This is a genomic window from Embleya sp. L77 (genome assembly GCF_055557415.1).
Map to the genome: position 1 here is coordinate 2,879,374 of NZ_CM145710.1, position 13,464 is coordinate 2,892,837.

The window sequence follows — 13,464 nt, forward strand, 5'->3', positions numbered from 1 at the left end:
GGATCTCCTTGCGCACGGGAAAAGGTCGATCTTGAAATCGAACATGGATGCGCGGTATTCACTCGTAATGCGACTCACATATCTAGCAGTTTCAACATTAACCAACAAGACTCGCTTTGGTAAAACTCCTGCCGCAGCGCCTTCTCCCGGGTAGGAAGGGCCGTGCGGTATAAGGATCTTTCGCCGACGGCGAGAAGCCGGCGCGGGAAACGAACACTGCCGTGTTGGAATATGTTGATTACCTACGGGCGAGAGGATCGGGAATGCTGGCACGTCAGCGACAAAACACGATCTTGGAAATGATCGCCGCTCAGGGGTCCGTCCGGGTCGCGACGCTGGTGCGGAAATTCGGGGTCTCGGACATGACCATTCGACGCGACCTCGAAGTGCTGGCCGCGCAGGGTCTGATCGCCAAGGTGCACGGTGGAGCCACGTCGCGGGACGGCGGTTCGACCGAGGAGCCGGGGTTCGTGACCAAGTCCGGGCTCCAGGCCGCGGAGAAGGAGGCGATCGCCCGGCGCGCGGCGGCGATGGTCGCGCCGAACAGCGCCATCGCGTTGTCCGCCGGGACGACGACATGGACATTGGCCCGGCAACTCGTCGACGTCCCCGGGCTCACGGTGGTCACCAACTCGATTCCGGTCGCGGACGTGTTCCACCAATCCGGCCGTTCCGACCAGACCGTGGTGATCGTCGGCGGCGTGCGCACACCGTCGGACGCGCTGGTGGGTCCCGTCGCGGTCGCGGCGTTACGGAGTCTCAACGTCGACATGCTCATGCTGGGCGTCCACGGCATCAGCCCACGCGTCGGATTCACCACTCCCAACCTGCTGGAGGCGGAGACCAATCACGCCCTCGTGCGAGCCGCCCGCCGCTTGGTCGTGGTCGCCGACCACACCAAGTGGGGCCTGATCGGGATCAGCACGATCGCCCAACTCGGCGACGCGGACGCGCTGATCATGGACACGGGCCTGCCCCGGGAAGCGCGTGAGCAACTGGGCGAGCACATCGAAGAACTCGTCGTGGTCGATCCCCTCGATCCGGCCGTCTTCTGACGGTGTATCACCGCTCGGACTCCGCTCGCAGAGCGTGTTGCCCGACCGGCACGGTGTGCAGCGGCTCCTTCCATCGGGTGAACAACGCGCGCCCACCGATGAGTTTCACGGCGAAGCGCGGTCTCATCATGTGCAGACCCCCACCGACCGCCTCCCCGAAGGACGCCTTGATGTCGAAGCACGAACCCCGTACCGATCTCGACGCGCGCTACAGCGACCCCGCGGCCGTCGCCACCCCGTGGTCGGAAGCCGTCACCCGGCTCGCGACCGCGCCGGTGTACTGGCTGACCACGGTGCGACCCGAGGGACGGCCGCACGTCACCCCGCTGTTGGGTGTCTGGCTCGACGACGCGTTGCACTTCTGTACGGGCGCCGAGGAGCGCAAGGCGCGCAACCTCGCCGCCAACGCGAACTGTGTGCTGACCACCGGCGACAACGCTCTGCACCAGGGCCTGGACCTGGTCGTGGAGGGCGAGGCGGCGCTGCTGACCGACCACACGCGGCTGAGTCGGCTGGCCGACGCGTACCAGGGCAAATACGGCCCGGAGTGGCACTTCGACGTGCGTGACGGAGCCTTCCAGGGCAGGGACGGCAACCGGGCCGCGGTCTACCGCGTCGCGCCGACGACCGTCTTCGGCTTCGGCAAGGGCACCTACACCCAGACCCGGTGGCGCTTCGACGCCGCCTGACCCGAGACCGCGCCGGCGCGCGGCCGTACCACGGCTCGGATCCGGGTGCCGAACCACACCAGCCGGTGGCAAGCTGCGCCTTCCTTGTCCTGGCAGCACCGGCTTCGGGGTGCCGAACCCGCGGTCCCGCGCGTTCGCGGCGCGGCGGGCCCGGGTCGGAAGGCTTGCCCGTGGCCAAGGACGTGCCCGCCTCCGCGGCGGACGGATTGCGGGCCGTGGGAGGATCATCGCCGGACCGATCGTGCGGAGGATCGTCGACGTCGATGCGATGCCCGGTGCGACGTTGTTTCCCCAGGATCCACAGGCCGTGCCGTCCCGGTGCCGGCCACGTACGACGGAGCAAGTGTGTCCGCATCTCACCAGCAGTACGACCGGGCCCTGTTGCGCGAGCTGATGGCGAAAAGTCACCCGCACCGGACGACCGAAGGCGCCGGGATCCGGTTTGCCAATCGGGCTTTGGCGCGCCTGGTGGAGGCGGGGGACTCGCCGACGCACCTGCGCGCCGTGGAGGCGCTGCTGAAGGAGCGGGGCGCGCTCGACCTGCCGGTGATCGAGGCGGGGAGCGTTCGGATCGACGGTGCGGCGCGCCGGGTGTGCATCGTCGCGGCGACGGATATCGGCGCCGATCCCACCGTGCGGCACGGCGAGATGTCGACCATGTTCTACCTGCGCGATCACGTGCAGTCCGCGAGCGCCATGATGGAGCTCTTCCTGAGCGACCCGTCCCGATACGCGGCGGAAGGGGAGATCGGGCGCGAACTGATCCACAGCGCGCTGCACCTGATCTCCACACCCGCGCAACTCGCCCGGTTCGCCGCCGTCGTGGAGCGGGGGGACACCGGGCAGGAGGAATGGCCGCAGATATCCCTGTGGTTCGACGATCTCGATGCCGAGAAGCCGAACTCGTGGCGGAACAAGCAGGATTCGTTCCAGATGCTGGCGTTCCTCGTCCTGGACGCCGTGGCTCGGGGGTTCCTCGGAACCGACGAACTGTTGCCGTCGCACCGGGAGTTCCTGCGCTTCGTGGTGCCGTTCCTGCGGGCGGTCGGATTTCCCCGGTACGAAAGCTCCGGATCGTGGGAGGAGATCGCCGCGCGGCGCACCTCGGTGATGGCCGTCGAAACTGCCCTGCTCGACAGGATCAGGGTGCTGACCGAGAACGGGAAACTGGCTTTCCTGGCGGACGGCGAGGACTTCACCACGAGAGTCGGCACGATGGTGGACGCCGGTCTGCGCGAAATCGGCCGCAGGATCCCGTTCGAGTCACCGGACTACGAGCTCGACTCGATTCGACACCGCCGGGCGGACGCGTCCTTGGTCTACCTGCTGATGTACGGTCTGCCGGAACTGCTCGCCGAAGCCCGCGTCCCCATCGGTGAGCCGGCTCGGCGGATGACCGCGCGCGAGGTGGAGACCATGGTCCTCGAAGCGTTGCTCTCCCTGGTGGATCCGGCCACCGGCGGCTTCATCCGCTATGCGGGCGATTCCTACCAGCGCGTCAACTTCCATACGCACGAGGTGCAGGCGATCGTCCGCGCCATCAAGGACGAGGTGCGGGCGGACGCGGAGGCCCGCGGCGGTGACGTGGACCTGGACCGCAAGCAGGAGATGCGCGGCCGTCTGACGCCGCAGGGGCGCGAAGCCGCCTGGACGCATCCACTCGGACAACTGGCCGCATGGGGCGCCCGCCGAAGTCTGCACACGCGGCGGAGCGACCCCGAACAGGCCCGGGAGTACCGCGAATTCGCGGTGCGGCAGCTGAACGCCATGCTGGCCGCCGTCACCGGCGAGGACCAGTGGCATGCGGTGCTCCGCGAGGACGACGGCTACCACATCAGGAAAGTGCCGCCCTACCGCGTCCCGGAATGCCATGTCACCTACCGCGACGACCAGGGCAACGAACTGATCGTCCCCTCGCCCCACACGCCGCTCAACTGGAGCACGGCCATGCTGAGAACAGCGCTCTGCCTGCTCACCACGGAAGAGGCCGCCACCGACGGACCACCGCCCGGCCGGCTTTGATCGCCGGTGGGCGGGCGGCGGCCGGGAAAGGGCGCGGGAAGCACGGGAAAGGGCGCGGGAAAGGGCACAGCCCGCCCGAGCGCGGCAAGTTGCGGGGTGGGGCCGAGCGCCGAACGCGTGGCGGCCCGGGTCGGTGGAGCCGACCCGGGCCGCCTTGCCGAAGGGTGCGCTCGCCGGGACTCGCGTCACCGATCGACGGGAGTGTCCGCCGTCCTGGTTCGGTCCTGCTTCCTCGGTCCTGCCTCGGTTGCGCTTTCGTCCTACTTGGGGACGGTCCAGAGTTGGCCCTTGCCCGCGTTGGCGGAGTGGAGTTGCACCACGGTGCTGTTGGCGGTGCTTCCGCCCTTGACGTCGAGGACCTTGCCGCTCGCGACGTGAACGATCCGACCCTTGGCGTCGAGCTTCCACTTCTGGGCGGCCGAGGCGTTGCAGTCCCACAACGAGATCTTGTTGCCCTCGGTGCTCGCGTTGCGGGCATTGTCCAGGCACTTGCCCATCGAGCGCAGCGTGCCGTCCGGATGCAGGATCCAGGACTGGCCCGGGCCGGTGTTGCAGGTGTAGATCTGGATCTGGGTGCCGTTGGCCGGCTTCCCGCCCTTGACGTCCAGGCACTTGCCGGCGATGCCGGTGACCTTGCCCTGCGGGGACACCGGAGCGCCGGCCGCGGCGGCCAGCGAGCGCAGGCCCTGCACGTCGAACTGCTGCACGTACTGGCCCGCGCGGGAGTCCGGGTAGGCGTTCACGACCGAGCACATGACCGGGGTCTCGCCCGAGTCCGTGCCCTTGACGCACGTCTTCGGCGCGTCGTCGGCGTGTGCCAGGCCCAGGGTGTGGCCCAGTTCGTGGCTGATGTGGTTCCGCATGCCGACCTCGCCGAAGCGCGCGATGGGCTTGCCGTCGGCGGTGAAGAAGGACGTGTTGACGTACGCGTGCCCGCTGGTCACCGTGTCCGGAGTGCTGCGCGAGTGGAACCCGCAACTCCAGCCCGGCGTACCGGATCCGTCCATGACGATCTTCCACGGACTGCCGTCGGTGGTGGTCACGCACGGGTTGAGGAACGCGCCGATCACGATCTCGCCCTTGGGGCGGACGTAGTCGTGGCCGACCGGGTTGGTGTCCACCTTGATCGGCAGCGCGGTGTCCCGCCGGATCTCGGCTGCGGAGCGCTTGACGTACGGCCCCAGCCAGTCGACGGACTTCTGGTCGTAGAACTTGATCGTGTAGCCGGTCGACAGGAGTTTCGTCGCGCCGCCCGACTTCCACCCGGGCCCGGACGGTGCCGCCGCGGCGGCGGACACGGCAGTGCGTTGCCGGCCGGGGCCGACTGCGGGAATCGTCATTCGGCCGTTGACGAACGCGGTGCCGTCCACATCCGACCAAGCGGAGTCGGGTGGCTCGACCTCTTCCAGCGCCTGCTGGGTCGGCACCGGAGCCTCGGCGGTCGGCGCCGGCTTGGCATCCTGATCGCTCTGGTCGCCGAACGCCGAGCCCGAGAGCTGCAACCCGCCCACGATCGCGGCGCTCGCCGCGATCGCGGCGACCAACGATATTCGGCGTTTCCCCGTGACCTTCAAATCCCCGTAACCCTTCGTTCAAGCCCGTGTACATGCCTTGCGGCGCTGGCCGAAAAGCAACGGTACAGGGAGGTACTCGGCACGAACTCGGGCCCGTGGGGCCTCGCGTCATCCGGCCGAAGCGGTCGCGCGAACGGGATATCGGAGCCGGATCCGACGCCACGGCCTGCCGCGGTGTGACCCGGACGGGAAGGGCGCGCGGTGGGCGGGGCCGGGCGATCCGCTCGTTGCCGCCCGGCGTCCGCTCGGCCCGGTACGCACCTGGTGGTCGTTCCGAGGCCGGCCCGGCCCAGGGCCCGGCCGCCGCCGCACCCGCTCACTGTTGATCGACGCGGCGGATGCGGTTTACCTTTGTGAGCAAAGATGCTTTGCTTGCAAAGCAATGTTGTACTCGGCGTGGGCGAAGAAGCCGGCGAGGGGAGAATCCGATGCCGCATTTCCAGGTATGTGTTCACGAGGAGGAACTGGACGGGGAGGTCGAGGGCCGGTTGGTCCGGTCGCTCACCGAGGCGTTGGTGCGGGTGTACGGCAAGGGGGTGCGTTCGATGGCCGTCGTGGAGATCTTCGGCATCCCGAGGCATCGCTGGGGCGTCGGCGGAGTGCCGGGTGACGCCCCCGGTGGTGTGCACGCCCCGGTCGTGGCGCTCCACGTGCGCGAGGGCGCGCTGCATCTGCCGGGAATCGAGGACGCCCAGGGGCAGTTGATCCGGGCGATCACCGACGCGGTCGCCGGCGCGGTCGGCGAATCCGTCCGGGAGCACGTCGGTGTTCGGCTCGTCGGCGTCCCGGCCGGGCGCTCCGGAGTCGGCGGCCTGGTCGATCCTCCGCCGCCCGCCTGACGACGCGCAGCGCGCGGACGCGTAGGGCGCCGCCTCCCTCGGCCACGGGGGAGGGGCACGCCGGTCGGCCGTGGGTTCGACGCACTCACTCGGCTCGGGGACGTCGTGTCGGGTCGCGCGCGGAGGCCGCTTACGGGCGGTTCGACCGGCCTTCTCCGTCGCGGGTTCGGCGCCATCTTGCCCGGATCGCCCGAAGGCGGGGCGAGGGGCGTCGCAGGCGGTCGCCGATCGCGTCCGCGATGGCTTCCGGGAACGTCCATCCCCGGTCCGGAACAGGCCGCGGGTCGCTCCACTGCCGTGCCTGGGCGACCAGGGCCGCCAACGCGTCGGCGTCGGCGGCGGACTTCGGGAGCGGATCGTTGTGCGTCATGCCGATGCGGCTGCCCGCGCGGACGCGGGGTACGGCCTACGAACGATCACGGACATGTCGCACCTGGGTAACAGGGCGGATATTTCCGATCACGGATCGTCGTCTTTCGAACCTTGGACCCTGGTTCTCGGCCCTCTGCCCGTCTGTGGCCAAGGATCGGGGCTCGCTCCGTCGGGCCGCGGCCGGCGCGCTCGGGTGGGTCCGGCGCGGGTGGAACTCTCCTACGCCCGCGACTCTTTCGGGTGACGACCTGCGTGTCGTCGAGTGGTCGGCGCCCCAGCCGGGTAGACGTGCTTCGTCGGGTCCACACGGTCACTCGGGGTGAACTGTGCGGGTTGTGCCCGACGTCGTGCGGGGCCTCGGTCAACATCTTCCGACCGGGGCCCCGTTCGCGTGCCGCGGCTGTGCCGATACCCGGCCGGGGGACAGGCACGACGACACCCGACCCGCGTCGCAGGCCGCGGATTCCGGGAAGAGCCGTCGGCACAGGGGCAAACGGGGAACAGGCCATCGCCGCGGCCGGGTCGGCTGTGGGCTTGCCACGTGCCTTGGACGCGGCGGCACGTGGCGCGGGGCGGTGGGCGGTGGGCGGTGGGCGGTGGGGCGGTTCAGTGTGTGGGTGGGGCGCGCAGGAGCATGAGGGCGGTGTCGTCGCAGGCCTGGCCTCGGGCGTGGTCGGCGACCGCGCGGGAGAGGTGGTCCACGGTTCCGGCGGCGTCCAAACCGCGGGTTTCGTCGAGGGTTTCGGCGAGGCGTTCTTCACCGAACATGGGGTGGCCGCGTCCGGCGCGGGCTTCGGTGATGCCGTCGGTGTAGAGGAGCAGGGCGTCGCCGGGGTCGAGGCGGAAGCGGGTCTCGGTCAGCCGGACGTCGTCGATGAAGGAGCCGACGAGGGTGCCGGGGCAGTGCAGTTCCTCGACGCCTCCGCCGGCGCGGCGGATCAGCGGGGGCGGGTGGCCGGCGCTGGAGAGGCGGCCGGTGATGCCGTCCGGGCCCGGGCGCAGGATGGCGAGGGCGGCGCTGAGGAAGCGGTCGTCGGTGCGTTGTTCGACGAGGGCTTCGTGCAGGCGGTGCAGGATCTTGGCGGGTGCGGGGTGTTGGGTCGCCTCGGTGCGGATCGTGTAGTGGGCCAGGGCGGTGATCTTGGCGGCTTCGATGCCTTTGCCGCAGACGTCGCCCATGACCGCACACCAGTTCTTCCCGCGGGTGTGGAAGAGGTCGTAGAAGTCGCCGACGATGTCGGTGCCGGTGACGTCGGCGGCCAGGTATATCGCGGCGGCGTCCAGGCCCGTGACGGTGGGCAGGCGTGGTGGCAGGAGATTGTCCTGGAGGGTGCGGGCCAGCGCGGCGGAGGCGTTGCCGGCGTCGCGGGCCAGTGCCAGGGCCTGGCGCAGCGCGATCTCGGAGGAGGCCGCGCGGGCCACGGTCTGCAGTGCCTGTAGGTGGGCCGTGGTGAAGGGGCGCGCGTGCGTGTCGACGACGTAGAAGCCGCCCAGGACGTGTCCTTCGGTGGAGAAGACCGGATAGCCCGCCCAGGCTCCGATGCGGGCGGCGGACAGGACTTCGAAGCCGTGGACGCGGGGTGCGTAGTGGGCGTCCTCGGCGATCAGGGGCGCGCGGGTGGTGATCAACAGGTGGCAGGGGCTGTCGGCGAGGGGGTTCTCACGGGCGGCGGCGTCGGGGTCGATGCCGATGGCGCTCTTCCAGAACGCGCGCTCGGTGTCGGCGACCGTGAGGAACGCCGCGCGGGTGCCGGTGATGGTCAGGGCCAGGCGGGCCAGGTCGTCGAAGAATTCGTCCGGGAGACTGTCGAGCAGGCCGCTGGCGGTGACCGCGGCGATCCGCTGCGGATCGCACACCGCGTCGGAGACGGCGGCGGTGTGCGAGGTGGTGGGGTCCCGGGTCGTTTCGATGGGCGTCATGTCGTCCTCTTCCGGTGAAATTCGAGTCGGGCCGGAGGTTTCCGGTCACAGTCCTCGTGGGCTGGACGCCGGTCAGGGCCGGCCTGTCCTCGTGTCGTCGTCGTCCTCGGTGTGGAAACGCAGGCGGCGGTCGAGGACGGCGCGGGCGGTCTCCAGCAGGGGCGTGTCGTGGCCGAAGGCGTGGGCGCGCAGGCGGACCAGGGCCTGGGCGGGGGTGACGCCCAGTTGGGCGCTGACCATGCCGGTGGCCTGGTGGACCTCGGCGAAGTGCAGCCCCTGCCCTTCGGCGAGCAATGCGGTGGGGGTGTCGGGGTGTGCGGCGGCGCCGATGAGGAGTGAGCCCAGGGATCCGGCCAGGATGAACGCCTCGGTGAGTTGGCCCGGGGTCATCGGGTTCGGCGTGGTGCGGTGGCCGGTGAGTACGCCCAGGACGATGACGCCGACCCGGAGCGGGAACGCGAAGATCGCGTGCACGCCCAGGTCCGTGACGGCGGGGAGAAGTCCGGGCCAGCGGGTCGGCGGGATCGACGGGAGGTCGCCGGCGAGGAAGAGCGTGCCGCGGGCGGCGTCGGTGCTGGGTCCTTGGCCCTGGGTGAGCTGCAGGTCCTCCAACGGGGCGGTCAAGTCACCGCAGGACTGGAGGAGTTCGGGGGGCGGGCCGCCGGGTGCCAGGAGGAAGGCCAGTCCGTCCAGGCCCAGGGACTCGGCACACTCGGGCAGCGGGAGCGGGCCCAGGCCGGGGCCGGCTCGGGCCTGTTGGGCGAGCAGGTACCGGGCCATCGCGCGCTGCGGCACCGTGGTCATCGTGGACGCCCTCGCCTGGAGGCGGTCACACCGCCCGGAGTGTCAGGCACCGGGGCCGATCAGGGCCGGATCCACGGTGCCGTCCAGGATCCCCCGGGCGACGTCGGTCAGGCGCAGACTGCGGGCGCGGGCGTGCGCGCGCAGGAGCCGGAACGCCTGATCCACACCGATGTCGCGATGGTGCGCGAGGAACCCGTTGGCCTGCTCCACGACGATCCGACTGTCCAGCGCGGCCTGGAGTTGGGTGGCCACGGTCATCTGCTCGTGCACGGCGCGGTGTTGCAGCACGCCGATGGTGGCGGTGTCCGCCAGTGCCTGCCCCAGGCGCAGTTGGGCCTGGTCGAGCGGGCCGGAGCGGTTCCGGAAGAGATTGAGGGCGCCGATGGTGGTCTCGTGCAGGCGCAGTGGGGCCGCGACCACCGAGGTGAAGCCCATGTCCAGCGCGTGGGGGGTGAAGCGCGGCCACCGTTCGCGTGCCGTCTCGGTGTCCAGCGCGACGTCGGAGACCGGGGCGCCGGTGTGGCAGCAGTCGCGGCACGGCCCCTCGTCCCACTCGATGCTCGCCAACTCCAGGGCGCGGGTGCGCTCGTCCGAGGCCGCGGCCTCGACGACCCGGCCCTCGGGGGTGGCCAGCATGACGCCGGCCGCCGCGACGTCGAGCAGTTCGACACAGTGCTCGGCGAGGGTGTGCAGGAAGTTGATGACGTCGAAATCGCGTACCAGCGTGTTCGCGAGATCCACGAACGCCGCCGCCAGCAGTTCCTCACGCGGTCGGACGGACACCACAGCCTCGATTCCCCACGGCCGGTGGGCGACCAGACGAGAACCGGCCGGGCATGGATTCACCGGTCAGTATCGTCCGGATGCCCTCCGTAGTCCATCGGCGCCGTTGCGTCGAGTGCGCGTCGTGCCCGCACGTGGTCGCGTGTCGATGCCGCGCGACCACGGGACGGCGGCCCCGGCCGACCCCGGGTGGCGCCGGCGGTGGTCGCGGTGTGCGGGCCGGGGGCCGGGGATCGCGCGTCCATGCGCCCCGGGCAACTGCGCACGCTGCGCGCCCATCCGTTCGACGACGACAACGGCCTGCGGCCCATGCAACCCGCACCGAACTTCGGCCTCGCCGACGCGTTCGACGTGCTCTCGCTGCGCGCGGCGACCTCCCTGGCGGCACGGCCGCGCCGCCCGCGACGCTCGCCCGCATCGATCCGCTCGACACCACGTCGGCCGTCACCCGCCCGATGGCACTCGGGGGCATCACGATCAACGGCACGGCGATGGACACGGCCCGGATCGACTTCACCACGACCGTCGACACCACGGAGATCCGGGCCGTGACCAACACCGTGAACTGGGTGCACAACTTCCACGTCCACGATGTCCGGTTCCAGGTACTCGACATCGACGGCCAGGCTCCACCGCCGGAACTCGGCGGCTGGAAGGACACCGTCAACGTACGCCCGTTCAGCACCGTCCGCCTGGCCTTGCGCTTCACCGACTACGCCGACGCCCGATGGCCGTACATGTACCACTGTCACCTGATGTACCACGAGGATTCCGGAATGATGGGCCAGTTCCTCGTAGTCCGCCCCGGACAACAGCCCGCCCCGGAATCGGCCGCCCCCGGCACCCAGCACGCCCACCACTGAGGGCGCCGCGCGCACGGGTGCAGTCGTTTCGGGTGCCTGTCGTCTTCCCTTGTGCACTCGGGGGTGCGCGATACGGATAGCCGGCCATGACACGCGGAACTAGCGTGAGCCACCGACTGTGATCACGCGGCGGCCGATGTGCCGCCGACCCAGGTCGTCCGCGGGTCTGCGGGCAGGAACGGGCATTCGATGAAATCCAGTACGACAAACCGCGAGTCCCGGGGGAAATCCATGACGCTTCGACGTCGACTCGGCATGGCGACCGCGTCCGCGTTGCTCCTCACCGGTGGCGCGGTCGTGGTGGCCCCCGGCGCGTCGGCCGCGTCGCACCCCTCGTGCGACCAGGACCTCAGGGACCACGTCGCGGAGATCTCCGGCAGCAACGTCCGGCTGCGATCCAAGCCGAGCACCAGTTCCACGGTGCTTCGGTTGCTGCAGAAGGGTGCCGACGTCACCGTGTACTGCCAGAAGGACGCCGGTGAGGCCAACTGGTGGTACTACGTGAAGCACAACGCCAGTGGGGTCAAGGGCTGGGTGTGGTGGGCCTACGTCTAGGAACGGCCTTTACTTCGTGCGGCGTTGAGGCCCGCGCGGGTCGGCCGCACGTCGCACTCGCGTAGCCGAGTACGCGCCCGGGCGGCGTCGGCAACGTCGCTCAGGGCGCGGCAGGCGCGCGTCGCGGGATGCGCGCCTGCCCCGGCGGCCGCAGGATGCGCCGGCCCGGAAGAGGGGATCCGGCTGCTCGCAGCGCGTGTCACGCCGGGCTTTGGCCGAGTGCGGGGGAGTGTGGGTGCTCTCCCGGCCATTCGGCGAAAGAGAGTTGAGACATGCCGCACGAGGTATCGCGACGAAATCTGCTGGGTTCCGTCGGAGCCGTGGCCGCAGGGGCCTCCATCGCCGGTCTGGGGCTGGGGGACGGCCGGGCCCAGGCGGCGGAGACCCCGGGCGCGTCCGCGAACCCCCGTCCCGCCGAGGGGGATGCGGCGGCATCGGGCGCCTCGCGTGTGCTCCCCGACGACCCCCGGTACCAGACCCTGAGTCAGGGCTTCAACCAACGCTGGACCAGCAGCCCCCGCTACATCCAGGTGATCACCTGCGACGACGACGTGGTCGCGGGCGTGGACGAGGCGCTGCGACAGGGATTGCGGCCGACCGTACGCAGTGGGGGCCACTGCTACGAGGACTTCGTGGAGAACACGGGCGGCGTGATCCTCGACATGAGCGCGATGAAGGACGTCCGGAAGACCAAGGACAAGTACGGCAAGGCCGCCTACGGCGTGGAGTCCGGCGCCACCATCTGGGACATCTACACGACCCTGTTTCGTCGGTACGGCGTGACCATTCCGGGCGGTTCGTGCTACTCGGTCGGCGCGGGCGGCCACGTCTGCGGCGGGGGATACGGGGTGCTCTCGCGCCGCGACGGCCTGACCGTGGACCACCTCGTCCAGGTGGACGTCGTCACCGTCGAGGACGGCCGCGCCGTGGTGACCCGGGCACACCGCTCGGATCCGCCCGGCTCCCCCACGTCCGACCTCTTCTGGGCGCACACCGGTGGTGGCGGCGGGAACTTCGGCGTCCTCCTGCGCTACTACTTCGCCGAGTCCATCCCGGCGCCGCCGCCGAACGTCTGGCTCAGCAGCGTCGCGTGGCCGTGGGCCGAGTTGATGAAGAACCCGGACGACTTCACCAAACTCGTGGAGAACTACAGCAGGTTCTTCGAAACCCACAGCGGCGCCGAGGAGCCGCTCTACCAGAATCTGTTCAGCCTGCTGAAACTCACCCACAAGAGCAACGGCAACGTCGTGCTCTCGAGCCAGTGGGCCGGGGAGGACATCGGACCCGTCGAAGACTTCCTCGCCGCGGTCGAGGCGGGACTGCGGACCGGGTCGACGACCCAGATGTACACCGTGGGGGACCACTTCCTGCCCTACCCGGACAAGCACCGCAGGATGCCCTGGTTGCAGGCGACCCAGACGCTGAACGGATCGGGCCCCAACCAGCGCGGCAAGTACAAGTCGGCCTACCACCGCAAGTCGTTCACCGCGACGCAGATCGCGGGCATGTGGACCTGGCTGACGCGGGACGTCCCCGACGTCGATCTCACCCAGACCCTGGTCCAGATCGACTCGTACGGATGCCGCATCAACGCGGTCCGGCCGCACGAGACGGCAGTCCCACAGCGGGATTCCGTCCTCAAGCTGCAATATCAGACGTACTGGACCGATCCCGCCCAGGATTCGGCGCACCTGGACTTCCTGCGCGGCCTCTACGAGGCGGTCTACGCGGAGACCGGCGGGGTCCCCGAGATCAGCGACGCCACGCACGACCTCACCACGGACGGCGCCTACGTCAACTATCCCGACGTCGACCTCGGGATCGCGACGGACCCGGCGCCGCAATACCCCAGGCTCTACTACAAGGACAACTACGCCCGCCTGCAACTGACCAAGAAGACCTGGGACCCGGAGAACCACTTCCACCACCGACAGTCGATCGTGCCGCCGACCGAGTGACTCGCGGCCCCTGCCCGGCCGTTTGCCCCG

11 protein-coding genes are annotated in these 13,464 nt (G+C 70.0%); 7 read left to right on the plus strand and 4 right to left on the minus strand.

Annotated features, from left to right (window positions below):
• Nucleotides 1-263: 263 nt before the first annotated feature.
• The 3 genes from ACZOOI_RS42070 (at nt 264) to ACZOOI_RS42080 (ending at nt 3,766) form a co-directional block, all read left to right on the plus strand.
• Nucleotides 264-1,055, plus strand: coding sequence for a DeoR/GlpR family DNA-binding transcription regulator (locus tag ACZOOI_RS42070; protein WP_465282098.1), 792 nt, complete (start codon nt 264-266; stop codon nt 1,053-1,055).
• A gap of 170 nt (nt 1,056-1,225) precedes the next feature.
• Entirely contained in the window at nt 1,226-1,744 is a 519-nt protein-coding gene (locus tag ACZOOI_RS42075; protein WP_465282099.1) for a pyridoxamine 5'-phosphate oxidase family protein, read from the plus strand.
• Between the two features lie 345 nt (nt 1,745-2,089).
• Nucleotides 2,090-3,766: a hypothetical protein gene (locus tag ACZOOI_RS42080; protein WP_465282100.1), complete on the plus strand. Its 1,677-nt coding sequence runs from the start codon at nt 2,090-2,092 to the stop codon at nt 3,764-3,766.
• Nucleotides 3,767-4,026: 260 nt separating this feature from the next.
• Here the strand turns inward: ACZOOI_RS42080 and ACZOOI_RS42085 are convergent, their stop codons facing one another.
• Entirely contained in the window at nt 4,027-5,340 is a 1,314-nt protein-coding gene (locus ACZOOI_RS42085) for a ricin-type beta-trefoil lectin domain protein (RefSeq protein ID WP_465282101.1), read from the minus strand.
• Nucleotides 5,341-5,768: 428 nt separating this feature from the next.
• Between ACZOOI_RS42085 and ACZOOI_RS42090 the strand changes: the two genes are divergently transcribed.
• Nucleotides 5,769-6,179 (plus strand): tautomerase family protein, encoded by a 411-nt coding sequence (locus tag ACZOOI_RS42090; protein WP_465282102.1) that lies wholly within the window; start codon nt 5,769-5,771, stop codon nt 6,177-6,179.
• Nucleotides 6,180-7,157: 978 nt separating this feature from the next.
• Here the strand turns inward: ACZOOI_RS42090 and ACZOOI_RS42095 are convergent.
• The 3 genes from ACZOOI_RS42095 to ACZOOI_RS42105 all read right to left on the minus strand — a co-directional run bounded on the left by ACZOOI_RS42095 (nt 7,158) and on the right by ACZOOI_RS42105 (nt 10,058).
• Nucleotides 7,158-8,471 (minus strand): PP2C family protein-serine/threonine phosphatase, encoded by a 1,314-nt coding sequence (locus ACZOOI_RS42095; RefSeq protein WP_465282103.1) that lies wholly within the window; start codon nt 8,469-8,471, stop codon nt 7,158-7,160.
• Nucleotides 8,472-8,543: 72 nt separating this feature from the next.
• Nucleotides 8,544-9,275, minus strand: a complete 732-nt coding sequence (locus ACZOOI_RS42100) for an ANTAR domain-containing protein (RefSeq protein WP_465282104.1) — start codon at nt 9,273-9,275, stop codon at nt 8,544-8,546.
• Nucleotides 9,276-9,317: 42 nt separating this feature from the next.
• On the minus strand, nt 9,318-10,058 hold the full coding sequence (locus tag ACZOOI_RS42105; protein WP_465282105.1) for an ANTAR domain-containing protein: 741 nt from the start codon (nt 10,056-10,058) through the stop codon (nt 9,318-9,320).
• A 455-nt stretch (nt 10,059-10,513) separates the two neighbouring features.
• Here ACZOOI_RS42105 and ACZOOI_RS42110 point away from each other — a divergent pair, with 455 nt between their 5' ends.
• The 3 genes from ACZOOI_RS42110 to ACZOOI_RS42120 all read left to right on the plus strand — a co-directional run bounded on the left by ACZOOI_RS42110 (nt 10,514) and on the right by ACZOOI_RS42120 (nt 13,434).
• A complete protein-coding gene (locus ACZOOI_RS42110) occupies nt 10,514-10,921 on the plus strand; it encodes a multicopper oxidase domain-containing protein (protein ID WP_465282106.1) in 408 nt (135 codons plus the stop codon).
• A 231-nt stretch (nt 10,922-11,152) separates the two neighbouring features.
• Nucleotides 11,153-11,476, plus strand: a complete 324-nt coding sequence (locus ACZOOI_RS42115; protein WP_465282107.1) for an SH3 domain-containing protein — start codon at nt 11,153-11,155, stop codon at nt 11,474-11,476.
• A gap of 320 nt (nt 11,477-11,796) precedes the next feature.
• Nucleotides 11,797-13,434: an FAD-binding oxidoreductase gene (locus ACZOOI_RS42120; protein ID WP_465282108.1), complete on the plus strand. Its 1,638-nt coding sequence runs from the start codon at nt 11,797-11,799 to the stop codon at nt 13,432-13,434.
• Nucleotides 13,435-13,464: the final 30 nt, after the last annotated feature.